This is a genomic window from Dyella sp. (assembly GCF_051962475.1).
Lineage (GTDB): Bacteria > Pseudomonadota > Gammaproteobacteria > Xanthomonadales > Rhodanobacteraceae > Dyella_A.
This window is the reverse complement of sequence record NZ_JBQCCF010000039.1, coordinates 26,763-49,721: the sequence shown is the minus strand read 5'-3', so window position 1 is coordinate 49,721 and position 22,959 is coordinate 26,763. Positions and strand designations below refer to the sequence as shown.

Below are 22,959 nucleotides of genomic sequence, written 5' to 3'. Positions count from 1 at the left end.
GTACGCCTTGAATTCACCACCGAAGCGCTCTGCGCCGATCTTCGTCAGCGCCGCCGTCAGCGTCGTCTTGCCGTGGTCCACGTGACCGATCGTGCCCACGTTGACGTGCGGCTTGGTGCGCTCGAATTTACCCTTTGCCATACGCTTTAAACCCCGATGGAGTCAATTGAAGTGAAGAAATCTCTTTCGCAGAGAAAGCCGGACAAGCCGGCCTTCCGCTGGACTGGTGCTCATGACTGGAATCGAACCAGCGACCTCTTCCTTACCAAGGAAGTGCTCTACCGACTGAGCTACATGAGCGAAGTGCTTGAGGTCGAGTTCAATGGAGCGGGAGACGGGAATCGAACCCGCACCATCAGCTTGGAAGGCTGAGGTTCTACCGTTGAACTACTCCCGCCTCGATCGAATCAACCTTTGCGGAACCTGACTGGTGGAGGGAGGTGGATTCGAACCACCGAAGGCGTAAGCCAGCAGATTTACAGTCTGCCCCCGTTGGCCGCTTGGGTATCCCTCCAACAAAGAACGCCTATTGTCGCCACGCCCCCGAAGACTGTCAACACTATTGCGGGGTTTTCGCGACGATCGGGCGACCGCGCCGTAACGCGGGGCGCGCATGATGCGCGGATCGACCCGGCAGCACAAGCCTCGCCAGTCGTTTCGCGTCGAACATATGGATACCGGCTCAGGCCGTCGGCGCGCCGGGATGGAGCGACACCACCTGCCGCTCCATCGCCTTGGACATGTCCATCAGGCGGCGGGCGTATTCCTGCAGGCGCACGTCGTCATCGTTGCGCGGCACCCACGTCGGCACCGGCGTCGGCTTGCCCTCGGGGCTGTCCAACGCCACGAACACCATCACGCAACTGGTCGCCAGGCGCGGCTCGCCGCTGCGCAGGTCGCTGGCCTGCACGTCGACGGCCAGATGCATGCTGCTGGTGCCGGTGTGGATCAGGCGCGCCTTCACCGTCACCAGATCGCCGATCAGGATCGGCTTGACGAACTGGATGCCGCTGACCGATGCAGTCACGCAGTACGCCCCGCTCCAGCCCACGGCGCAGGCATAGCCGGCCTGGTCGATCCACTTCATCACCATGCCGCCGTGCACCTTGCCCCCGAAATTGACGTCGGTGGGCTCGGCGAGAAAGCGGAAGGTGACTTCGTTCTGTTGGCCGGGCATGACGGGGCTCCACGTGCTGAAAGCGTGAAGTATGCGGCCTGACCGCTCCTTGCGGGCAACCGCGCGGCGTGGCTAGATGCTCTGGGACCGGGAGGTGCGCATGAGGGGTTTGCGCAGTATCGCTTCACGCTTGTCGCTGTGGAGCCTGCTCGGCTCGACGGTCGTCATCTTGGCCAGTGGCTTGGTGCTGCTTGGCCACCTGCGCGAGCAGTGGCTGCTGTCCGCCCACCGTGAAGGCGGCACGCTCGCGGTAGCCGGAGCCAACGGCATCGAAGCGCACATCGAGCGCGTCACCGAGGCGACCCGGTTGCTGGCACGGCTGGCCGCGAGTCGCTCCGATCGCACCGAAGACCTCGCGCGCACCACCCTCTCCGCCAACGCCGATCTGGCCGGCCTGTCCTTTACCTGGGTGCCGGACGATCCGACCGCGCCCCCGCCTGCGCCGTTCGTCGACCGGCTGATCGACAGCACGCTGGGGCAGCGCGATCTGCGCGGCGATGCCACGCGCTACTGGGAGCAGCCCTGGTTTCTGCACGGCCTGGCCTGCCCCAACGGCTGCTGGCAGCAGCCGTTCTTTTCCCAGTCGCGCCAGCGGCGCCTGATCAACTACTCCGTCGCCATCCAGGACAACGGGCGAGCCGTCGGCCTGGTCAACGCCGACGTGACGCTGGAATGGCTGCAGGGTGTGCTTGGCACCTTGCGCCGCCCCGATGGCGCCCAGCTGTTCGTGGTCGACGCCCAACAGCACTTCCTGGCCCATGACCGAAGCACACTGCTGGGCACAGCCGCCTCGCCCGCACTGGTAGCCGCGCTGCGCGATGCAGCGACGCAGCCGCAGGCGCTTTCCGTGCACGGACTGGCCGACGTCACCGAGCCGTCGTGGATCTACAGCGCGCCCATCCACGGCACGTCCTGGACGCTGGGACTGCAGGTGCCGCAAGCGCTGATGGAGCGAAGCCTGCGCCAGCTGGTGACGCGCGAACTGATCCTCGGGTTGCTCGCGATGCTGGGTATCGCGCTGATGATCCTGCTGGTAACCCGGCGCACGCTGGCGCCGCTGGCCGTGCTCACCGGTCGCGCCGAGCACGTCGCCCGCGGCGAGCTGGATTTCGCGCTACCGAACGTGCGCCGACGCGACGAGATCGGCCGCCTCACCCAGGCCTTCGACACGATGCGCGCGCAGCTGGCGCTTCATCTGGCCCGACTCACCCAGGCCACCCGCGAGCAGGAACGACTGCGCAGCGAACTGGAGATCGCCCACCAGATCCAGGTGGCCCTGCTGCCGAACGAGCACTATCTCGACGCGCACTGCGCCACGTTCGAGCTGCACGCCCTGCTGCGTCCGGCCCGCGCGGTGGGCGGTGACCTGTACAGCTACTTCATGCTCGACCAGCAGCATTTCTGCGTGATGGTGGGCGACGTATCGGACAAGGGCATTCCGGCAGCGCTGTTCATGGCGCGCGCCATCACCCTGGCCAAGGCGCTGGCGCCACGAGCCCGTCGACCGCACCAGTTGCTGGAACAACTCAACCGCGAACTGTGCCGAGGCAACGAAAGCTGCATGTTCATCACGCTGCTGTGTGGCGTGCTGAACACCAGCGACGGCCGACTGGTGATGGCCAGCGCCGGGCACGAAGCCCCGATCCTCTGCCGCGCCGGGCGCAGCGCGATGTTCGAGATCGAGACCGGACCCGCGATCGGCCTCGACGAGGAAGCGGGCTACGGCGAGTACACCCTGATGCTGCAGGCGGGCGACACGCTGCTGATGTACACGGACGGCATCACCGAAGCCGGCAACACGGCCGGCGACATGTACGGCATCGAGCGCACCCTGGCCAGCCTGCTGCGCGCGCCCGCGCCGGATTCGCCGCGCGCATTTACCGATCGCCTGCTGAGCGACGTCGACGCCTTCGCGGCCGGTCACGATCAGACCGACGACATCACCATCCTCGCCCTGAGCTGGCACCACCACGCGACGCAGGAGGAGCGCATGCTTGAGTTGACCATGAAACCCACCGTCGAAGGCGTCTTCGACGCCCTCGACCGCTGCGACAGCGTGCTGCACGACGCGGGCATCGCCGCCGGCACGCGCGAGGACGTGCGGCTGGTGCTGGAGGAGTTGATGGTCAATATGGTGCAGCACGGCCACGACGGTTCGAGCGACGGCGAGATCCGCCTGCGCCTGCGCCCCTGCGCCGACGCGGTACAGGTGGAGCTGCACGACAACGGTGCGCCGTTCGACCCGCTGGAAGCCGCGCCACCGGCGTTGAGTGGCGACGTCGCCGATGCGCAGGAAATCGGCGGCCTGGGCATCCACCTGGTGCGCGCGATGGCCAGCGAACTGATCTACAACCACGACAGCGAAGGCAACCACCTGCAGCTCCGCTTCATCCACCCCGATCACACGGAACCGACGCCATGACGTTCGAACTGCACCCGGAGAAGACCGCCGCCAATCGCCTCGTCATGCATCTCAAGGGGCGCCTCGACGCCATGACCTACCTCGACTTCGACCAGGCCGCCCAACCGCTGCTCGACGCGCTGGCGCGCGGCTCCACGGTGGTACTCGACCTGGCCGGACTCGACTACATTTCCAGCGCCGGGCTGCGCAGCGTGGCGCGCATCCGCAAGGCCACCCGCGCGATCGACGGGCAAACCCTGCTGCTGGACCCGCAGCCGCAGGTGCGCAAGGTGTTCGACATCGTCAAGGCCGTGCCGGTGAGCGAGGTGTTCACCAGCACTGGCGAGCTGGACGCCTATCTGGACCGCATCCAGCGACGCGTCATCGAGGGCAGCGAAGAAGACTGACGGCGCACGAAAAAGGGCGGCTCGCGCCGCCCTTTTTTTTTGTGAATCACCCGCATCGGGTCATACGTTGAACAGGAAGTGCAGCACGTCGCCTTCCTTGACGATGTACTCCTTGCCTTCCTTGCGCAGGCGCCCGGCCGCCGCCGCACCGGCCTCGCCCTTGTACTGGATGAAATCGTCGTAGCCGATCGTCTCGGCACGAATGAAACCGCGCTCGAAATCGGTGTGGATCACGCCAGCGGCCTGCGGCGCGGTAGCGCCCTTCTTCACCGTCCAGGCACGCACTTCCTTCACGCCCGCGGTGAAGTAGGTCTGCAGGCCGAGCAACTTGTAGCCGGCACGGATCACGCGGTTCAGGCCCGGCTCTTCCAGCCCAAAGTCCTTGAGGAACTCGTCGCGATCGGCATCGTCCAGCTGCGAGAGCTCTTCCTCGATCGCCGCGCACACCGGCACCACCTCGGCGCCCTCGCTGGCGGCACGAGCGCGCACCGCATCCAGGTGCGGGTTGTTCTCAAAGCCATCCTCGCGCACGTTGGCGATGTACATCAGCGGCTTGAGCGTGAGCAGGAACAGGTCGCGCACCAGCGCCTGCTCTTCCTCGTCCAGCCCGAGGCTGCGCGCGGAGCGGCCCTCGTTGAGACCGGCGGACAGCTTCTGCAGCACCGGCTTCTTCGCCAGTGCTTCCTTGTCGTTGGCCTTGGCCGCGCGCTCGGCGCGATTGAGCGCCTTGTCCACCGACTCCAGGTCGGCCAGCGCCAGTTCGGTGTCGATCGTCTCTATGTCGGCGATCGGGTCGACCTTGCCGGCCACGTGCACGATATCGCCGTGCTCGAAGCAGCGCACCACGTGGGCGATGGCGTCGACCTCACGGATGTGCGCGAGGAACTTGTTACCCAGGCCTTCGCCCTTCGAGGCGCCAGCGACCAACCCGGCGATGTCGACGAACTCCACCGCGGTGGGAATCAGCTTCTGCGGCTTGACGATCTCGGCCAGCGCGTTGAGGCGCGGGTCCGGCACCGGCACCACGCCCACGTTTGGCTCGATCGTGCAGAACGGGAAATTTGCCGCCGCGATGCCGGCCTTGGTCAACGCGTTGAAGAGGGTGGACTTGCCGACGTTGGGCAAGCCGACGATGCCGCATTTGATGCCCATGGGTGACTCCGGAGCTATGTATTTCTGGCGTCATGCCCGTGCAAGCGGGAACGACAGCGCGTAAATGAGGATGACCCGGTGGCCTGACAGAACGTCCGTCACGGGCCGACCGTATGCAACTGCTGCATCGCCTTGTCGAACTGGCCGGCGACCGCCAGCGGCAGCACGTCCAGCGCGCGCGAAATGCCGGCGAGCATGGCATCTTCATCCAGTGCCGACGGCTTGCCCAATACCCACGGCGTGACACGATCCTTGTGACCCGGATGGCCGATACCGATGCGCAGGCGATGGTACTTGCCGTGCCCCAGGTGCGCGGCGATATCGCGCAGGCCGTTCTGGCCGCCGTGGCCACCGTCGAACTTCATTCGCACGGTGCCGGCGGGCAGATCCAGCTCGTCGTGCGCCACCAGGCACTCGGACGGCTCGATCTTGTAGTAGCGCAGCGCCGAAGCCACGGCGATGCCGCTCTTGTTCATGAAGGTGGACGGCTTGAGCAGCCACACCGGCTCGCCACCGATGCGCACGCGGCAGGCCTCGCCGTGCAGCTTGCCGTCGAAAGCGAAACGCTCGCCCTGCGACGCTGCCAGGGCGTCCACAAACCAGAACCCGGCGTTGTGCCGGGTTCGGAGATATTCGGTACCGGGGTTGCCCAGTCCGACGATGAGTCGAAGTCCTGCCATGCGTCTGGCAAGCCGACACCGCCCGCGCCCCGGAGGGCGCGGGCGGATGCGGGCTTACTTCTTGTCGCCAGCCGGCTTCTCTTCGCCTTCGGCGGCAGCCGGGGTCTCTTCGACCTCTTCCTTCACCGTGTTGGCGGTGACGACGGCGATATCGTGGTCGGCACCCAGAGCCAGGGCCGGCAGCTCCACGCCCTTGGGCAGCTTGATCTGCGAGAGGTGGACGATGTCGCCGGGCTTGAGGCCAGCCAGGTCGAGCTCGATGAACTCCGGCAGATCCTTCGGCAGGCAGGACACTTCCAGCTCGGTCAGGTTGTGCGAGATCACCACGCCGGAGGTCTTGCCTGCGGCCGAAGTCTCCTGGTTGAGGAAGTGCAGCGGCACATTCACGCGCACGGCGGCGTTCTCGTCGATGCGCAGGAAGTCCATGTGCATCATCTGCTGCTTGTACGGGTGCTTCTGCCAGTCACGCACCAGCACCTTCTGCACGTTGCCGTCGACGTTCAGGTCGAGCACGGAGGAGAAGAACCACTCGTGCTTGGCGGCGAGCAGGATGGTGTTGTGCTCGATCTGGATGCTCTGCGGCGGTAGCTTGCCACCGTAGACGACGGCCGGCACGAACAGCGCACGACGCAGGCGGCGGCTCGCACCTTTCCCCTCGTCCTTGCGGCTCTCGGCCTTGATTTCATGGGTCTTGGACATTGGTTTACTACCTTGGTTTGGAAACGCCGCCTTGCGGCGGCGGAGTGACTTTCCCGCGACCAGGAAAGTCGGTTTTCGCCAAGCGGAAGCGGCCGTGTGGCCGACCCGCCCGGCGTGAATCAATCCACGTACAGCGAACTCACCGACTCGCCGAAGGCGATGCGGCGAATGGTTTCGGCCAGCAGCTCGGCGACCGAGAGCTGGCGGATCTTGGCGCAGCCCAGCGCGTCGGGGCGCAGCGGCAGCGTATTGGTGACCACCAGCTGATCCAGCTGCGAGCCTTCGACGTTGCGGATGGCCGCGCCGGACAGCACCGGGTGCACGCAGTACGCCACCACCTTGCGCGCGCCGCGTTCCTTCAGCGCCGCCGCCGCCGCGCAGAGCGTGCCGGCGGTATCGACGATGTCGTCCACCAGCACGCAGGTCTTGCCGTCGACGTCGCCGATGATGTTCATCACCGTGGCCACGTTGGCCTTCGGACGGCGCTTGTCGATGATCGCCAGGTCCGCATCGTCCAACCGCTTGGCCAGCGCGCGGGCGCGCACCACGCCGCCCACGTCCGGGCTCACCACGATCAGGTCGTCCATCGAGTGGTTGCGCCAGATGTCCGCCAGCAAGATCGGCGAGGCGTAGACGTTGTCCACCGGGATGTCGAAGAAGCCCTGGATCTGGTCGGCGTGCAGGTCGACCGTGAGCACGCGGTCGACACCGGCGGTGCCGATCATCTTGGCCACCATCTTGGCAGTGATCGGCACGCGCGCCGAGCGCGGGCGGCGATCCTGGCGGGCGTAGCCGAAGTACGGGATCACCGCCGTGACGCTGGCCGCCGAGGCACGCTTGAGCGCGTCCACCAGGGTCAAGAGCTCGAACAGGTTCTCCGCACTCGGCGCGCCGGTCGGCTGCAGCACGAACACTTCCTGCCGCCGTACGTTCTCCTCGATCTCGATCTGTACCTCGCCATCGCTGAAGGTGCCGACCAGGGCCTTGCCCAGCGGCATGCCCAGGCGGTGCGCCACGTCCTCGGCCAGCGCGCGGTGGGCATTGCCGGTAAAGAGCATCGGGCTGGACGTATCCACTGACAATTCCTCTCGACCTACGGCCTTGGTTGAATGGCTGGGGCGGCAGGATTCGAACCTGCGCATGCGGGAATCAAAATCCCGTGCCTTAACCAGCTTGGCGACGCCCCAGTATTACGTTGTGTGTCGCACCTGCTCCGGCTGCGGCGCGCCCTGGAAGCGCGCCAGCGAGCGATGCAGCATCGAGCGATTCGCTCCGGCGGCGACCTGCGCACTCCATGCGTCAGGGCAGCGCGCGGCGATCGACAGCGCCCGCAGCTCGGATGGCGTTTCAAGAAACACGCACCCGCCGCTGCCGGACAGCTTCGCCCGCCCGAAACCGCCGAGCCACTTCAGCGCGGCGTCCACGCGCGGATGGCGCGCGCGTACGACCGGCTCGAAGGCGTTCTCGGCTGTTTCGCCCGAAACAAAGGATGAAATTGTCGCCCGGGGGGCATTTCGTGTCAATTCAGGCGCTTGAAACAGCGCCGCGGTCGGCACGTGTTCGCGTGGGTCCAGCACCACGTAGTGGCGGCGCGGCAGGTCGATCGGCTGCAGGCGCTCGCCGATGCCCTCGGCCCAGGCCGAGCGGCCGCGCACGAACACCGGCACGTCGGCGCCGAGCTGGCGGCCCAGCTCCGCCAGCGCATCCTCGTCAAGCCCGGCGCTCCACAGGTGGTTGAGCGCCACCAGCACGGTGGCCGCGTCGGAACTGCCACCGCCCAGTCCGCCGCCCATCGGAATGCGCTTGTCGATACCGATGTCGGCGCCAAGCATGATGCCGGCCCGCGCCTGCAGCAGGCGCGCAGCGCGCACGGTGATGTCCTGGTCCGCAGGCACGCCCGGCAGTTCGCCCTCGCGCTGGATGATGCCGTCGGCGCGCACGCGCAGGCGCAGCTCGTCGCCCCAGTCGAGCAGGCGGAACACGGTCTGCAACTCGTGGTAGCCGTCCGCGCGCCGGCCGGTGATGCGCAGGAACAGGTTCAGCTTGGCCGGCGCCGGCCACACGCTCCAGTCATCGGCCGCCAATGGCGGCAGCGACCGGCTCATGAAGACGCGCAGGTCGTCGGGAAAGCCGTTCTCGCGGTCGCGGGCCAGCGCCTCGGCGAACGCCGGATCCCGTTTGTCGACCACGCTGAAGCCGTGCTTGGCATAGAACGGCGCGTTCCACGGCACGTCGACCAGCGTGCCCAGGTGCACCTGCCGGTAGCCCGCCGCGCGCGCCCACTGGCAGGCGTGCTCCAGCAACGCCGCGCCGATGCCGCGTCGGCCATAGGCGGGCAGCACGTCCAGCTCGCCGATGCCGATCGCCTGCGGGCCGAGCGCATCGTCCAGCCAGACAAACCCCACCGGCTCGCCCTGCTCCATCGCCACCCACACCAAGCCTCGCGCAATGGCGCCGTGCAGCAGCTCGGGTGGAATCGCCATGGCGGCGTAGGCCGCCCACGCCGGATGACCGCGGAACAGCTGTACCGCGGCGCGCTCGATGGCGCACAGGGCGTCGACCTGCGAGGGCCGGGCGCGTTCGATGCGGACGGTCATGACGGCTCGATGCGTGATGCGGACGCCGGTGCGGCGTCCGCGGGGGGCGATAGCCTACCCCAGACCCGGCTGGCCTCCGGTCAGCGCAGCGTCCAGTTGCTGACCGCGAGCCGGACCTTGTACGGCGGCTTGCTGGCGAACACCTTGGTCGGCAGCGCGGGCTGCCGGCTGGTGTCCCAGGCGCGGTATTCCACGTGCCAGCCGTCCTGCTCCAGCACCGCGGGCAGTCGATCGGTGCCGAAGCGGATCTGCGCCGGCGAGCCCGGGGCACGCAGCCCCAGCACCCAGGCGCGCAGCGATTCCAGCGGCACCGACCAGCCCGCCGCCTTGCGCATGAGGGCCTCGGCATCATCGCCACGGATCGGCTGCTTGCCCACACCTTCGAGCACGGCGCCCTGCGTGTCGCCGCTGAGCCGGTAGTCGTAGCCGAAGCCGCCGTTGACGGTGAACACGTAGCTGTCGCCGCGCTGGCGCCAGCTCAGGCTACCGCTGCCGTTGCCACGGGAGTCGCTGGCGTTGCTGATGCCCAAACGCCCGTCCAGGCTCCAATCACTCACCGTGCGCAAGGCATCCTCGCGCGCCGCCTGCGCCGCCATCAGACCTGCGTCGCCGGCCACGGTGGGACCGCGCGGCGGCAGGCTGACACAGCCGGAGAGCGCGGCCACACCGAGCCACAGGGCGATCTTCCCGCCGTGACGCCTCATGGCTGCAGCCGCTTGAGCGTGTCGCGCAGGCTCGCGTTGGTCGGGTCGATCTTGCGCACCTGATCGAACACGCGCGTCGCCTCGTCGCGCTGGCCGCTCTTCCACAGCACTTCGCCCAGGTGCACGCCCACATCCGCATCGCGGCGCTGCGCCCACGCCTGGCGCAGCACGCTGGCGGCCTGATCCAGATGCCCCAGCCGGTACTGCAGCCAGCCCCAGGAGTCGGCGATCGCCGGATCGCCCGGCTTGGCCTTGCGCGCCTGCGCGATCAGGCGCTCGGCCTCGGGCAGGTCGCGGTTGGCGTCGGCCAGGGTGTAGCCCAGCGCATTGCTGGCGTCGATGTCAGTGGGCTTGAGCTCGAGCAGACGACGCAGGTCGGTGACGGCCTGATCGATCTTGCCGGACTGGGCGTAGGCCAGGCCGCGCCCGTAGAGCAGGCCCGGATCGTCCGGCACCACCTGCAGGGCGCGGCTGAACGCCATCTCCGCCTGCGGGTATTGCTGTTCGGCCATGTACAGGTCCGCGTCCGCTTCGTAGGCCTTGCGCAGTTGCTCGGGCTGGTCGAGATATGCGGTTTCGAGCTGGCCGAGCAGCTCGTGTGCCTCGGCTTTCTTGCCCTGCGCATGCAGGATCACCGCGCTGCGCAGGTCGGCGTCGAAGGCATGCGGATCCTCGTCGGTCACCTGGTCGTACCAGGCCAGCGCTTCATCCTTCAGCCCCTGCATCTCAGCCAACTGGCCGAGCAGGAACGCGCTGGACTGGCGAATCTCCTCGGGCGACTTCTGCAACTGGCGATAAAGCATCGCCAGCGTGGCCTTGTCGTCGGCCTTGGCCGCCAGCGCCGCGCGCAGGTTGTAGATGTCCGCGCTCTGCTTGCCGCTGGCCAGGAACTTGGCCGCCGCCGGGTAATCGCCGCCCTGCGCCAGCATGCTGGCGTAGGCCAGGCGCAGGTGGGTGTCGCCAGGTGCGCGGCCGATCGCCTGCTTGAGCAGCGCCTGCGCCGCCGCGCGATCGCCCGCGCGCAGCGTCATCTGCGCCGCCCACGCGTAGGTAGCCGAGGAGTGGAAGCGTGCGGCCGCCGCGTTGGCGATGCGCAGGGCGTAGGCCCGCCGCCCCAGCCGGTCGCCCAGCTCGCTCATCGCCAGCCAGGCGCGTTCATCGGCCGGCAAGCGCTCGGGGGTGGCCATCGCCTCGAGCAGCCGGGCCGCCTGCGCCGCGTCGCGGGCGCCGACCAGCACGCGCCCGAACTGGCGCCAGGCATCGTCGCCACCGAGCTTGAGCACCGTTTCCAGCTGACGTTTTGCCTCGGCTGCATCGCCGCGATTCAGAGCCAGCTCGGCGCGCGCCTGCGCCAGGGCGGCCGGCTTGGCGCCCAGCGCCTGCCAGCGCTCCAGCGCTCGCGTGGCCGCGGCATCGTCATGCACGGCCAGCGCCAGGGCCGTGGCGCGCTCGGCCACCGCGGCATCGTCGGACAACGCCGCCGCCTTGCCGTAGGCCGTCGCCGCCGTCTTGAGATCCGAATGGGTCAGCGCCATTTCGCCCGCCAGGAGCTGGGCCATCACGTCGTGATCGGCATCGGGCGTGGCCACCACCAGCCGGGCCAGCGGTTGCGGCGAGGCGGCCACCGGCGCTGGCCGCACGGCTGGCGCCGTGGCACACCCGGCCATTGTCACGGCCACCACGCCCGCCATCGCAAAATGCCGCATTTGCTTGAACTTGCCCGACCCGCTGAGCACACTATTGATCATCTGTTCGCCTGTTTCGGCCGTTTCCGTCACCACTCGCGACGAGCGCCAAGCTTAGCCTACGCCGCCGGACACCCCGCCGCCGAAATGCCGTCCTCGCCATGCCACTGATCGCCCTAGGGCTCAATCACCTCACCGCGCCGGTCAGCCTGCGCGAGCAGGTGGCGTTCGATCCGAATGCCGCTGCCGAGGCGTTGCATGAGCTCACCCGCGAACCCGGTGTGGAAGAGGCGTTGATCCTGTCCACCTGCAACCGTACCGAGCTGTACCTGAGCGTGGCCGAGGGCGCCGAGCACGTGCCGCAGGCGTGGCTGAACCGGCACCACCGTCTGACCCCCGGCAAGCTCGACGAGTTCCTCTATCGGCATGACGAAGACGACGCGGTTCGCCACATGTTCCGCGTGGCCACCGGGCTGGATTCCATGGTGCTGGGCGAGCCGCAGATCCTGGGCCAGGTGAAGGACGCCTACCAGCAGGCGCGCGAGGCGCAGGCGCTGAAGGCGCCGATGGACCGCCTGCTGCAGCACACCTTCGCGGTGGCCAAGCGAGTACGTACCGACACCCGGATCGGCGCGCATACGGTTTCCGTCGCATTTACCGCCGTGCGGCTGGCCGAGCAGGTGTTCACCGACCTCAAGCAGGCCTGCGTGCTGCTGATCGGCGCCGGCGACACCATCGAGCTGGCCGCCCGCCACCTGGCCGAGAAACAAGTGCGCCGCCTCATCGTGGCCAACCGCACGCTGGAGAACGCGCAGGATCTGGCCTCCCGCTACGGCGGCTACGCCATCGCACTGGCCGACCTGCCGCAGCATCTGGCCGAAGCGGACATCGTGATCGCCTCCACCGCCGCCAGACAGCCGGTGCTGACCCGAGCGATGGTGGAGAAGGCGGTCGCCGCGCGTCGGCGCAAGCCGATGTTCATGGTCGACATCGCAGTACCGCGCGACATCGAGGAAGGCGTGGCCGAGCTGCAGGACGTGTTCCTCTACGGCATCGACGACCTGCGCCAGGTGATCGACCACAACCGCCGCTCGCGCGAGGCCGCCGCCCGCGAAGCCGACGCGATCATCGACCTGCAGGTGGAGCGCTACATGGCCTGGCGCCGCACGCTGGGCGTGCGCAATCCGGCGGTGGACATGCGCCACCATGCTGAGGTGTATCGCGACGAGGTGCTGGAGAAGGCGCGCGGCATGCTCGCCCGCGGCAAGTCGCCGGACGAGGCGCTCGCCTTCCTGGCCAACACGCTCACCAACAAGCTGCTGCACCACCCCAGCGCCGCGCTGCGCGAAGCCGCGCTGAGCGGCGACCTGGACCTGCTGCACGCCGCCGGACGGCTTTACGGACTGGACCGCGAGACCGGCGAGGGTTAGCGACGCGAACGCCCGGCTGCACGCCCGCCCGTTCGCCCTGCCCTTACCGGACTCCGCCCATGACCCCGTCCATCCGCGCCAAGCTCGAAGCCCTCACCGAACGCCACGAAGAAGTCGGCCTGCTGCTGACCCAGCCGGAAGTGATCGGCGACAACACCCGCTTCCGCACGCTGTCACGCGAGTACGCGCAGCTCGGCCCGGTAGCCGCGGCACTGCACGAGCACGACGACGCCCAGCGCGAACTGGCCGAATCGCGCGCCATGCTGGCCGATCCCGAACTGCGCGAGATGGCCGCCGACGATGTCGCCCGGCTCGAACAGCGCTTGGTGGAACTGGACCAGGAGCTGCAGATCCTGCTGCTGCCCACCGACCCGCGCGACGAAGGCAATCTGTTCCTCGAAGTGCGCGCCGGCACCGGCGGCGACGAGGCGGCGATCTTCGCCGGCGACCTCATGCGCATGTACCTGCGCTACGCCGAGCAGCGCGGCTGGAAGACCGAGATTGAATCGGCGCATCCCGGCGAGCACGGCGGCTACAAGGAGGCCGTGGCACGCATCGAGGGCAAGGGCGCGTTCTCGCGGCTGAAGTACGAATCGGGCACGCACCGCGTGCAGCGGGTGCCGGCGACCGAATCGCAGGGTCGCATCCACACCTCAGCCGCCACCGTGGCGATCATCCCCGACGTGGACGAGGTCGAGGAGATCACGATCAACCCGGCCGACCTCAAGGTGGACACCTTCCGCTCCTCCGGCGCTGGCGGCCAGCACGTCAACAAGACCGACTCGGCGATCCGCATCACCCACTTGCCCACCGGCGTGGTGGTGGAATGCCAGACCGAGCGCTCGCAGCACGCCAACCGCGACAAGGCGATGAAGCGGCTGAAGGCGCAGTTGCTCGACGCCGAGCGCATGAAACAGGCGGCCGCTGAGGCCGAATCGCGGCGCGTGCAGGTGGGCTCGGGCGACCGCAGCCAGCGCATCCGCACCTACAACTTTCCGCAGGGCCGGATCACCGACCACCGCATCAACCTCACCCTCTACCGCCTGCCGGAAATCCTCCAGGGCGATCTGGACGAGCTCGTCGACGCCCTGATGCGTGAGGACCAGGCCGATCAGCTCAAGGCGCTCACCGACGCGGCCTGACCCCGTGGTGACGCCGGGCATGCGCGACGCGCTACCCTCGCCCGGCCACCCCGCCGGAGATCGCCGATGAAGCGCAAGGCTTACGAGCAGCAGCTGGAATCCCTGCAGATCGAGCTGACCGGCGTGCAGCGCTGGCTGCGCAAGAGCGGACGGCGCCTGCTGGTGATCTTCGAAGGCCGCGACGCGGCCGGCAAGGGCGGCACGATCAAGGCGATCACCGACCGGCTAGATACCCGCGGCTACCGCGTGGTGGCCGTGCCCAAGCCGGACGATCGCGAAGCCTCGCAGTGGTACTTCCAGCGTTACGTCGCGCATCTGCCCGCCGCCGGGGAACTCGTGCTGTTCGACCGCAGCTGGTACAACCGGGCCGTGGTCGAGCCGGCGATGAGCTTCTGCAGTCAGGCGCAGTACGCGCAGTTCCTCGACGACTGCCCGGCCTTCGAACGCATGCTGGCCGACAGCGGCATCCTGATACTCAAGTATTGGCTGGCGGTGGACCAGGACGAGCAGGAAGCCCGCTTCGCCGAGCGCGCCGCCGACCCGCTCAAGCGCTGGAAGCTCTCTCCGGTGGATCTGGCCGCCCGCGAGAAATACGCCGAGATCGGCCACCTGCGCGACGTGATGATGGCGCGCACCCACGCCGCGCACGCGCCCTGGTTCGTGGTCGACTACAACGACCAGAAGCAGGGACGCCTTGCCCTGATGCGCCACCTGCTCGACCAGCTGCCCGATGTGCGCGTACCCGACGTCAAGGTCAAGCTGCCCAAGCTGCGCGGCAAACCGAAGAAGGAAAAGCTGGCTGACGCCAGCTTCTGGATCGCGCCGCCGCGCTGACCTCAGGCCGTGGTGAATCCGGCGCCGGTCCACTCGGCACAGGATTCGCGCAGCACCTGCTCGACGCGTGCCGCCGGCGGGCCATCGTGCAGCCAGCGCTCCAGCATCGCGATCGCCTCGTGGTCACCGCAGGCAATCACTTCTACCCGGCCGTCAGCCAAGTTGCGCGCCACGCCCCGCAGCCCCAGCACCAGCGCCTGCTCACGCGTGCTGGCGCGGAAGAACACGCCCTGCACGCGACCACTGACCAGGAAGCGCGCGGCCGCGTTCATTTGGCGTCGTCGATCGCCGCCTTCAGCGCATCGCCGGAGATCGGCCCGACGAAGCGCTTGGCCACCGTGCCGTCCGGCGCGATCAGGTAGGTGGTGGGCAGGCCGCGCGGCTCGTCGAAATCCTTCGGCGGGTTGTCCAGCGTGACCTGCGCGACCGGATAGCTCACCGGATGCTTGGCGACGAACGCGCGGATGTCGGCGATGTCGCTGTCGTCATAAGCGAGACCGATCGCGCTGACGTCCTTGCGACCGCTGACGAAAGCGGAGATGTCCGGCATCTCCTTGATGCACGGCACGCACCATGTCGCCCAGTAGTTCACCACCACCCAGTGGCCGCGCTGGGCGGCGAGGTCGTAGGGCTTGCCGTCCAACGTGGTGACCTTGAGCGAGGGCTTGGCCGGCATCGCTGCCTGTGCGGGCGCCGCAAACACCGCGGCGGCAAGCAATGCGAGCGGGACGAAGATCTTCATGGAGTGGACTCCTCGGGAGCATCCGCCACATCGGCGGACGGGGGATAGATGCGGTCGAGCCGGGTACCCAGCGCGGCGTCCAGCGCCTGCGCCAGTGCATCCAGCAGTTCGAGCAGCACAGTCGGCAGGCTGATGCCCAGCGACTGCGCCTCGTCCGCCGGATGCAGCGGCAGCCGGTACTGCGTGCCGGTGTAGACGCGCAGCAGGTCGGTGCTGTCCAGGCTGCGAGTGAGCAACCAACCGCCCGATTCGCTGCGCTGGATCAGGTCGGCGCGCTGCAGATCGTCGAAGTAGCAGCTCACCTGACTCGATCGCAGATACGGCTCCAGCAGCTGCACGGACGCCGGGTCCACGCAATCGCCGCGGCGCTGGGCCTGAACGAAATGCTTGAGCACCACCAGCAGGCCGAGGAACTCCGCGCCTTCGGGCAGTGCATGGGTGGGCGGGTGGTATTCGAAGGCATTGATCGAGGCGGCGATCGACGCGCCCAGGATTACGATCACCCACGACAGGTAGATCCACAGCAGGAACGTGGGGATCACCGCCAGCGCGCCGTAGATCTGCTGGTAGGTCTGCGCATTGCGCACGAACAGCGTGAAGCCCCAGCGCGCCAACTCGAACAGGATCGCGCCGAGCAGCGCACCAATCGCCGCATCGCGCACCACCACCGGGCGATTGGGGATCACCGCGTACATCAGCCACAGCGTGATGTAGGTAACCACGAACGGCAGCAAGCCAAGCAGGCGCGCGCCAAAGCCCGGATCGAACTGCCCGGCCGCCTGCTGCAGCAGCGGCATCGCGGTCACGTACGAGGAGGCCGCCAGCCCACCCACCACCAGAATCGGCCCCAGGGTGAGCGCAGCCCAGTACAGCAGCAGCCGCGAGCCCCACGAGCGCGGCTGGTGCACGCGCCAGATGCGATTCAACCGATCCTCGATGCTCACCATCATCGACAGCGCGCTGAACAGCATCACCAGCACGCTGATGCCGGTGAGACTGCTGGCATTGCTGGCGAAGCTCTCCAGCGCGCGCTGCAGCTTCTCGCCGGCCGCGGGCACGAAGTTGTTGAACACGAACGAGAGCAACGCATCGCGCGCGGGAGCGAACGCGGGGAACACCGAGAACATCGCGAACACCGCCACCATCAGCGGCACCAGCGACACCAGCGTGGTGTAGGACAGCGCACCGGCCGTCTCGAAACACTTGTCGTCGACAAAGCGCTGCCAGATGAAGCGGGCGAAGCTGGCGGTGCGATCGCGGTTGAACGGCTTGGCCATCGAGGTCCCTTGGATGGGCGAGGGAAGCGTGGAGCATGGGCGCGACGCCGTGGCGCTGCGCCCGTCCCGGAGGCGAACGTTACACTAGCGCATCACCACTGAACCGCCCACGCGCATGAGCCTCTGCATTCTCGTCCTGTACTACAGCCGCAGCGGCCACACCGCCCAGCTCGCGCGACTCATCGCCCGCGGCGTGGAGGAAGTCCCCGGCATGCAGGCGCGGCTGCGCCAGGTGCCGCCGGTGGCGCCGGTCACGCAGACCGCGCAGCCACCCGAGCCGGAAGACGGCGCGCCGTATGCCACCCGCGACGATCTGCTCGACTGCGCCGGCCTTGCGCTGGGCAGCCCGACCCGCTTCGGCAACATGGCCGCACCGTTGAAGTACTTTCTCGACGCCACCGGCGCGGAGTGGGCCAGCGGCGCGCTGGTCGGTAAGCCGGCAGCCGTCTTTACGTCCACCAGCACCATGCACGGCGGCCAGGAATCGACCCTGCTCAGCATGGCCCTGCCCCTGCTCCACCACGGCATGCTGCTGCTCGGGCTGCCGTACACGGAACCTGCCCTGAGCTCCACGCTGTCCGGCGGCTCGCCCTACGGCGCCAGCCATGTGGCCGGCCCGAATGGCGACAATGCCATCACCGAGCACGAACGCGAACTGGCGCGTGCGCTCGGTCGCCGCCTCGCCGACACGGCACGCAAGCTGGCGGCCGGTGCATGACGGCCGCGTCCACACCGCTGCGCCCGGTCTACCGCGTCGGCCTCGCCGCGTGGGCCGGGCTGCTCATCCTGCAGCTGATCTGGCACGCCTGGCTGGTACCGCCCGAGCGCATGCCGCTCACCTTGGTGCTGACGATCACCGTGCTGCCGCTGTTGCTGCCGCTCACCGCCCTGCGCAACGTCCGCCGCGCCCTGCTCTGGGTCGGCGTGCTCAGCCTGTTCTACTTCTGCCACGGCGTCGCCGAAGCGTGGAGCTCGAGCACCGAACGCTGGCTGGGTGTGGTCGAGATTGCGCTCACCCTGCTGCTGATCGGCGCACTGGGCGCGGGAGTAACGCGCAAGCGGGGCTAGCGCGATTCCAACCGACACAGGCGCAGTCCGAAGGAGACATCGGCGCCCCCGCGGGTGCGCTCCATGGCGCTAGCCACCGGAACACATGCCTGCAAGCTGTGCCCAGGAAGCCAGCGCAGCAGCGTCGCGAGATCGTCGCCGGCATCGTCGCGCAACACCGCATAGAGCGGCCCGCGATGCGCGGCAATCTTATCCCGCACCCGCTCTCCCAGCACGCGTCCGACGGCTTGACGGGTGAGCCAGGTGATTCCCACGAAGCGCGCGTCGGCCGCATCAGGAATGAACGGGATGACATAGGCGTTGGGCTGCCCCAGCACCACCACCAGGCTTCCCGGCTCCACCGCAGGCGCGCGGACACTGAATGCCTCGCTTGCATAGCGGGTGTGCCCCCATTGCGGAACGTGAGTGGCTGCAGCCGCAGCGATACACAGCATCACCAGCGCCCAGCGCCCCGGTGCCGAAGGTGTCGTCGTCTGCAGGGAAGGCACCCAGGCCTGCCAGGCCATCAGCATCAGGACACCGGAAAGCACTTCAATTGCGATCGCGTACCGCAGGATCGAGAACAGCACCAGCCAGGCGACGTACGACAGCCCGACGAATAGCGCAATCAAGCGGACCTGCGGTTGAACCGGTGCGCCGCGGCGGGCACCGCGCACCCCCGCCACCATCAAGGCCACCACCGACGCCAGCGCGAGCGCGTAACGTGGGTCGGCAAAGCGCTCTTCGGTGACCAACGATTGCGTCGACACAAGCCAGTAGAAGGGATAACCCAGCCACTGCAGGATCCCGTGCGGCAGGAACCTGGGGTCGGTACCGCTGGCGGCGGGCACCCACGGCGAATGGAACACCTGATTGAACAACGGAAACACCGGGTTGCCGGTGAGCTGGTAAAGACGCCATCCCCACCAACCATAAGCCAGCGCGAATCCTGACGCGGCAGCCGCTGAAAACACCGCCGCAAGCGACCACGCGGGCCGGCGCACTCCACGCATGATCAGGAGCGCCAGGATCAGCCCCGGTACGTACACGATAGCCGTCGGTTTCAGACCAGCGGCCACGCCACACAGGGCTCCGGCGCCGACAACCCGCTTCCACAAAACCCGCTCATCGCCCACCGAGGGAAGCAGCAGATAGAGCGCGCCCAACACCAGCAGTGCCAGAGGCATTTCGTTGGAACTTAGTCCGGCCTGCGACAGCGTCATGCTGCCGGAGACGCCCAGTAACCAGACGGCCGCGTCGATCAAGCCAAACGGCCGGTGCTGCAGCGCTGCCAGCCGCGCCACGATTCGGCCAACCACCCACACCACGCCGCCGAACCACAGCCCCTGGCAGGCAGCGAGCAAACGCGGCATCTGCCGCAGCGGCCCAGTACCGAGCGAGTAGTACGGAAGGTCGAGCAGCGGGTTGAAATAGCCCTGCAGGCTGGCGGGTGCGAGGTCGATACCCAACCGGCCGTGCAACAGCGCCCAGGCGTTGTAGAGGTGGTAATTGCGCAGATCCCAGCTGGCATCCTGGCCGCGCGTGACCGCGTACCAGGCGCCGAGCAGCAGACATGCAACCAGGCCCGGCCACGAGCCGGCCAACCGACGCCAGCTCATCGAGTGCAAGCCGGGTTTTGCCATACCGCCGCATCGGCTGAAGGGACCGCCAGATAGGCCAGGTATTTCGCCTCACGTCGCCCCATCGTCACCGTGTCCAGTACCAACCCGCAGACCAGAAACACGCTGCCCAGAAGCGCCAGCGCAGCACTCAGGATCGCCGTCGGAAACCGCGGAACCAGGCCCGTGAGCAGGTACGTCTTGAACAACGGAAGGGCCAGGCCGATCGAAAGTGCAACGCAAGCCACACAGGCCATGGAAAAGAAGGCGAGCGGCCGCCCATTCTTGGTGAGCTTCAGGATCGTCATCAGGATCTGCCAACCATCACTCCACGTCCGCAGCTTGCTCTGCGAGCCCTCCGGGCGGGCCTTGTAGCGGCTCGGCACTTCCACCACCGGCATACGCAATTCCAGCGCATGCACTGCGAGTTCCGTTTCGATCTCGAACCCCCGCGCCTGCATCGGGAACGACTTGACGAACCGCCGCGAGAGCACCCGGTAACCGGAGAGCATGTCGGCAAACGTATTACCAAAGATCCAGCCGGCCAGGCCGGTGAGCAGGCGGTTGCCGAGCACATGGCCGCGGCGATACGCGGCGCTGTCATCGTTGACGCGGCGGGCCACCACCACGTCACGCTGCTCGCCCCACAATTGGCCTACCAGCGCCGGGGCATCCGCGGCCTCGTAGGTGGCGTCGCCGTCGACCATCACGTAAACGTCGGCGTCGATGTCGGCAAACATCCGCCGCACCACGTAGCCCTTTCCCTGCATGGGCTCACGCCGCACGACCGCCCCCGCTGCGCGCGCCACCTCGGCCGTGTCGTCAGTGGAGTTGTTGTCGTAGACGAAAACCTTCGCTGACGGCAGGGCGGCGGCAAAGTCGCGCACGACGGTGGCGATGGTTGCCCCCTCGTTGAAACACGGGATCAGTACGGCAATGCGCGGTGCCATCGGTTCGTTCATGGCGCTTCCTTCGGCCAATAAAAATATCTGCCTAGTGTAATCAGCCAGAAGGCGGTCCACGCGCAATAGCGTGCCTATACTCGAGGCTCTCCCAGCAGGAGACGGCCATGAGCTTTCTGCAGGATGCGCCACGACTGCATCACCCCTACCGCGACGACCACGTGCTGCGCGGCCTGCTCGATCGCGTCGTGCCGGTCGACCGCCGCGCGGAGCTGGACCGCGACCTCGATGCCCTGGCCGACTACACGCTGATGGCGTGGCAAAGGATGGGCCAGAGTACGCGGCGCAAGCCGGTGCTGACGGGCTGGGACGCATGGGGACGGCGGGTCGATCGCATCGAACTGACCGACGCCTGGCTCGAGGGCCCGGGCATCACCACACGCCATGCGGTGCTTGCCGCGGGGCACGAGGCGCATCCGGACGCGCGCCTCGAGGCCTTCGCGCGGGTCTACCTCTATCACCTGGCGAGCGAGTTCTACACCTGCCCGCTGGCCATGACCGACGGCGCCGCCACCGCGCTGAAGGCCTCGGGTAACGCCGCGCTGATCGAACGCGCCTTGCCGCACTTCCTCAGTCGCGACCCCGCCACGTTCTGGCTCAGCGGCCAGTGGATGACCGAGACCGCCGGTGGCTCGGACGTGGGCCGTACGGAGACGCTGGCGCGCCGCGACGACGACGGACAGTGGCGACTGTACGGCCGCAAGTGGTTCAGCTCGGCAGTGGTCGGCGAGGCGGCGCTGGCGCTGGCCCGGCCCGAGGGTGCCGGCGCCGGTACCACGGCGCTGGCGCTGTTCTACGTGGAGACGATGGAGGGCGCGCAGCGGCGTCCCGAGCTGGTCATCGATCGCCTGAAAGACAAGCTCGGCACCCACGAGCTGCCGACGGCGGAGATCCATCTCGACGGTCTGCCGGCCTGGCCGGTGGGTGAGCTGGCGCACGGCGTGCGGCAGGTCGCGCCGATGCTCAACGTCACCCGTACGTGGAACGCGATCTGTGCGATCGCCAGCATGGCGCGGGCGATCGCCCTGGCCCGCGATTACGCCGCCCGGCGCAAGGCGTTCGGTCGCCGGCTGATCGACCACCCCTTGCACGCGCAGACCCTGGCCGGCATGCAGGCCGAGTTCGATGGCGCCTTCGCGCTGGGCTTCGAGGTGGCCCATCTGCTGGGCCGTGTCGAGCAAGGCGCAGCTGACACACACGAGCCGGCGCTGCTACGCCTGCTCACGCCGCTGGCCAAGCTGTGGACCGGCAAGCTTGCCGTGAAGCTGTGCTCCGAGGCGCTGGAATGCTTCGGCGGCGCCGGCTACATCGAGGACACCGGCCTGCCGCAGTTGCTGCGCGACGCGCAGGTCTACCCGATCTGGGAGGGCACCACCAACGTATTGTCGCTCGACGCGCTGCGCGGCATCGGTGACGGGCTCGGCGCCTTGCGCCACGCGATCACTGGATGGACGCGCGAGGCCGGCGATGCGGCCGCTGCACAGGCCATCCATGCGGCGCTGGATACCGCCAGCGCCTTCCTCGACCGCCAGGGCGATGGTCGCGATGCGCTGGAGGCCGGTGCACGCGGATTGGCCCTGACGCTGGCGCGCTGCGCCGCGGCAGCTCTGCTCGTCCGCCAGGCCGGCTGGGCCACTGCACGAGGCGACCGACGGCCTGCCGCCGCGTTGCGGCGCTTCCTGGAGCACGGATTGGTGCGTCTGCACGGGTCCGATCGCGACGATACGGCCGCGCTGCTGGGTGGCTGAGCCAGGCGCGGCGCCGAAGCATTGGGAGCCGCGCCGCCGCACGGGCTAAAATGCGCCGATCCCCTCCAGCGGCGCAGCGACCATGCAGCATCTGACCATCGTCACCACCGGTGGCACCATCGACAAGATCTATTTCGACGACAAGTCGGACTACAAGATCGGTGCGCCGCAGATCGGCGACATCCTCGGCCAGCTCGGGGTGGCGTTTCAGTACGACGTGATCCCGATCCTGCGCAAGGACAGCCTGCACGTCACCGACGAGGACCGCGCACTGATCCGCTCCACCATCGAGGCGCAGCCGCATCGCCACGTGCTGGTGACCCACGGCACCGACACCATGGTGGAAACGGCCAAGGTGCTGGCGGGCATCCCGGGCAAGGTCATCGTGCTGACCGGGGCGCTGAACCCGGCGCGCTTCCAGGGTTCCGATGCGGTGTTCAACATCGGCTGCGCCGTGGCCGCCGTGCAGACCCTGCCGGACGGCGTGTACATCACCATGAATGGGCGCGTGTGGGACCCGTCGAAGGTGCGCAAGAACCGCGACGCAAATCGTTTCGAACCGGTCGGCTGAGGCTCACCGCCTCGGTCCTCTCGCGAAGCGCGCCCAGTCATCCGCCGCACCAAAAAGAAAACCCCGGCCGAAGCCGGGGTTTCCG

General features: G+C 67.9%; 23 protein-coding genes and 4 tRNA genes. 9 read left to right on the top strand and 18 right to left on the bottom strand.

Annotation, left to right across the window (positions count from 1 at the left end; all coding sequences use genetic code 11):
- The 5 genes from ACTHJF_RS09190 to ACTHJF_RS09170 form a co-directional block, all read right to left on the bottom strand.
- Positions 1–141: GTP-binding protein (locus ACTHJF_RS09190; protein WP_284449322.1), on the bottom strand; the 141-nt coding region annotated here is incomplete at its 3' end.
- A gap of 83 nt (positions 142–224) precedes the next feature.
- A tRNA-Thr gene (locus ACTHJF_RS09185) sits at positions 225–300 on the bottom strand.
- Between the two features lie 23 nt (positions 301–323).
- Positions 324–397, bottom strand: a tRNA-Gly gene (locus ACTHJF_RS09180).
- A gap of 31 nt (positions 398–428) precedes the next feature.
- A tRNA-Tyr gene (locus ACTHJF_RS09175) sits at positions 429–514 on the bottom strand.
- A gap of 168 nt (positions 515–682) precedes the next feature.
- Complete coding sequence (locus ACTHJF_RS09170) at positions 683–1,177, bottom strand: acyl-CoA thioesterase (RefSeq protein ID WP_431633982.1); 495 nt, start codon at positions 1,175–1,177, stop codon at positions 683–685.
- 100 nt (positions 1,178–1,277) lie between these two features.
- Here ACTHJF_RS09170 and ACTHJF_RS09165 point away from each other — a divergent pair, with 100 nt between their 5' ends.
- Together ACTHJF_RS09165 and ACTHJF_RS09160 are read left to right on the top strand one after the other, a co-directional pair.
- Entirely contained in the window at positions 1,278–3,599 is a 2,322-nt protein-coding gene (locus ACTHJF_RS09165; protein WP_440266836.1) for a SpoIIE family protein phosphatase, read from the top strand.
- Positions 3,596–3,985 carry an STAS domain-containing protein gene (locus tag ACTHJF_RS09160; RefSeq protein ID WP_440266835.1) on the top strand — a complete coding sequence of 130 codons (390 nt, stop codon included), beginning with the start codon at positions 3,596–3,598 and terminating at the stop codon, positions 3,983–3,985. The genes ACTHJF_RS09165 and ACTHJF_RS09160 overlap by 4 nt, the downstream gene beginning before the upstream one ends.
- 60 nt (positions 3,986–4,045) lie before the next feature.
- On the opposite strand, the gene ychF is transcribed toward ACTHJF_RS09160, so the two are convergent.
- The 8 genes from ychF to ACTHJF_RS09120 all read right to left on the bottom strand — a co-directional run bounded on the left by ychF (position 4,046) and on the right by ACTHJF_RS09120 (position 11,565).
- Complete coding sequence (gene ychF / locus ACTHJF_RS09155) at positions 4,046–5,137, bottom strand: redox-regulated ATPase YchF (protein ID WP_440266834.1); 1,092 nt, start codon at positions 5,135–5,137, stop codon at positions 4,046–4,048.
- Positions 5,138–5,235: 98 nt separating this feature from the next.
- Positions 5,236–5,817 (bottom strand): aminoacyl-tRNA hydrolase, encoded by a 582-nt coding sequence (gene pth, locus ACTHJF_RS09150; RefSeq protein ID WP_440266833.1) that lies wholly within the window; start codon positions 5,815–5,817, stop codon positions 5,236–5,238.
- Between the two features lie 54 nt (positions 5,818–5,871).
- Positions 5,872–6,516: a 50S ribosomal protein L25/general stress protein Ctc gene (locus ACTHJF_RS09145; RefSeq protein WP_440262512.1), complete on the bottom strand. Its 645-nt coding sequence runs from the start codon at positions 6,514–6,516 to the stop codon at positions 5,872–5,874.
- A 119-nt stretch (positions 6,517–6,635) separates the two neighbouring features.
- Positions 6,636–7,574: a ribose-phosphate diphosphokinase gene (locus ACTHJF_RS09140; RefSeq protein WP_431638155.1), complete on the bottom strand. Its 939-nt coding sequence runs from the start codon at positions 7,572–7,574 to the stop codon at positions 6,636–6,638.
- A gap of 52 nt (positions 7,575–7,626) precedes the next feature.
- Positions 7,627–7,703, bottom strand: a tRNA-Gln gene (locus ACTHJF_RS09135).
- A 3-nt stretch (positions 7,704–7,706) separates the two neighbouring features.
- The gene (gene ispE, locus ACTHJF_RS09130) at positions 7,707–9,113 is read right to left on the bottom strand and encodes a 4-(cytidine 5'-diphospho)-2-C-methyl-D-erythritol kinase (RefSeq protein ID WP_440266832.1); all 1,407 of its coding nucleotides are present in this window, start codon (positions 9,111–9,113) and stop codon (positions 7,707–7,709) included.
- An 80-nt stretch (positions 9,114–9,193) separates the two neighbouring features.
- The gene (gene lolB / locus ACTHJF_RS09125) at positions 9,194–9,817 is read right to left on the bottom strand and encodes a lipoprotein insertase outer membrane protein LolB (RefSeq protein ID WP_440266831.1); all 624 of its coding nucleotides are present in this window, start codon (positions 9,815–9,817) and stop codon (positions 9,194–9,196) included.
- Positions 9,814–11,565: a tetratricopeptide repeat protein gene (locus tag ACTHJF_RS09120; protein ID WP_440266830.1), complete on the bottom strand. Its 1,752-nt coding sequence runs from the start codon at positions 11,563–11,565 to the stop codon at positions 9,814–9,816. Before ACTHJF_RS09120 ends, lolB begins: the two co-directional genes overlap by 4 nt.
- Before the next feature lie 98 nt (positions 11,566–11,663).
- Here ACTHJF_RS09120 and hemA point away from each other — a divergent pair, with 98 nt between their 5' ends.
- The 3 genes from hemA (at position 11,664) to ppk2 (ending at position 14,908) form a co-directional block, all read left to right on the top strand.
- Positions 11,664–12,932, top strand: coding sequence for a glutamyl-tRNA reductase (gene hemA, locus ACTHJF_RS09115; RefSeq protein ID WP_440266829.1), 1,269 nt, complete (start codon positions 11,664–11,666; stop codon positions 12,930–12,932).
- Between the two features lie 59 nt (positions 12,933–12,991).
- Positions 12,992–14,074 carry a peptide chain release factor 1 gene (gene prfA, locus ACTHJF_RS09110; RefSeq protein ID WP_440266828.1) on the top strand — a complete coding sequence of 361 codons (1,083 nt, stop codon included), beginning with the start codon at positions 12,992–12,994 and terminating at the stop codon, positions 14,072–14,074.
- 66 nt (positions 14,075–14,140) lie between these two features.
- A complete protein-coding gene (ppk2, locus tag ACTHJF_RS09105; RefSeq protein WP_440266827.1) occupies positions 14,141–14,908 on the top strand; it encodes a polyphosphate kinase 2 in 768 nt (255 codons plus the stop codon).
- Between the two features lie 2 nt (positions 14,909–14,910).
- Here ppk2 and ACTHJF_RS09100 read toward each other — a convergent pair whose 3' ends face one another.
- From ACTHJF_RS09100 to ACTHJF_RS09090, 3 genes are read right to left on the bottom strand one after another with little or no spacing between them, the layout of a single operon-like run.
- Positions 14,911–15,180 carry an acylphosphatase gene (locus ACTHJF_RS09100; RefSeq protein ID WP_440266826.1) on the bottom strand — a complete coding sequence of 90 codons (270 nt, stop codon included), beginning with the start codon at positions 15,178–15,180 and terminating at the stop codon, positions 14,911–14,913.
- Complete coding sequence (locus ACTHJF_RS09095) at positions 15,177–15,650, bottom strand: TlpA family protein disulfide reductase (RefSeq protein ID WP_440266825.1); 474 nt, start codon at positions 15,648–15,650, stop codon at positions 15,177–15,179. The genes ACTHJF_RS09100 and ACTHJF_RS09095 overlap by 4 nt, the downstream gene beginning before the upstream one ends.
- On the bottom strand, positions 15,647–16,927 hold the full coding sequence (locus ACTHJF_RS09090) for a YihY family inner membrane protein (protein ID WP_440266824.1): 1,281 nt from the start codon (positions 16,925–16,927) through the stop codon (positions 15,647–15,649). The genes ACTHJF_RS09095 and ACTHJF_RS09090 overlap by 4 nt, the downstream gene beginning before the upstream one ends.
- Positions 16,928–17,042: 115 nt before the next feature.
- On the opposite strand from ACTHJF_RS09090, the gene wrbA reads away from it, so the two are divergent.
- Both wrbA and ACTHJF_RS09080 read left to right on the top strand, forming a co-directional pair.
- A complete protein-coding gene (gene wrbA / locus ACTHJF_RS09085) occupies positions 17,043–17,645 on the top strand; it encodes an NAD(P)H:quinone oxidoreductase (protein ID WP_440266823.1) in 603 nt (200 codons plus the stop codon).
- Positions 17,642–17,995: a DUF2069 domain-containing protein gene (locus tag ACTHJF_RS09080; RefSeq protein ID WP_440266822.1), complete on the top strand. Its 354-nt coding sequence runs from the start codon at positions 17,642–17,644 to the stop codon at positions 17,993–17,995. Before wrbA ends, ACTHJF_RS09080 begins: the two co-directional genes overlap by 4 nt.
- On the opposite strand, the gene ACTHJF_RS09075 is transcribed toward ACTHJF_RS09080, so the two are convergent.
- Both ACTHJF_RS09075 and ACTHJF_RS09070 read right to left on the bottom strand, forming a co-directional pair.
- On the bottom strand, positions 17,992–19,617 hold the full coding sequence (locus ACTHJF_RS09075; protein WP_440266821.1) for a hypothetical protein: 1,626 nt from the start codon (positions 19,615–19,617) through the stop codon (positions 17,992–17,994). The two genes, ACTHJF_RS09080 and ACTHJF_RS09075, sit on opposite strands and share 4 nt — an antisense overlap.
- On the bottom strand, positions 19,590–20,555 hold the full coding sequence (locus ACTHJF_RS09070) for a glycosyltransferase family 2 protein (protein WP_440266820.1): 966 nt from the start codon (positions 20,553–20,555) through the stop codon (positions 19,590–19,592). Before ACTHJF_RS09070 ends, ACTHJF_RS09075 begins: the two co-directional genes overlap by 28 nt.
- 107 nt (positions 20,556–20,662) lie before the next feature.
- Between ACTHJF_RS09070 and ACTHJF_RS09065 the strand changes: the two genes are divergently transcribed.
- Positions 20,663–22,303 carry an acyl-CoA dehydrogenase family protein gene (locus ACTHJF_RS09065; protein ID WP_440266819.1) on the top strand — a complete coding sequence of 547 codons (1,641 nt, stop codon included), beginning with the start codon at positions 20,663–20,665 and terminating at the stop codon, positions 22,301–22,303.
- 82 nt (positions 22,304–22,385) lie between these two features.
- The gene (locus ACTHJF_RS09060) at positions 22,386–22,874 is read left to right on the top strand and encodes an asparaginase domain-containing protein (RefSeq protein ID WP_431634003.1); all 489 of its coding nucleotides are present in this window, start codon (positions 22,386–22,388) and stop codon (positions 22,872–22,874) included.
- The last annotated feature ends 85 nt before the right edge of the window (positions 22,875–22,959 follow it).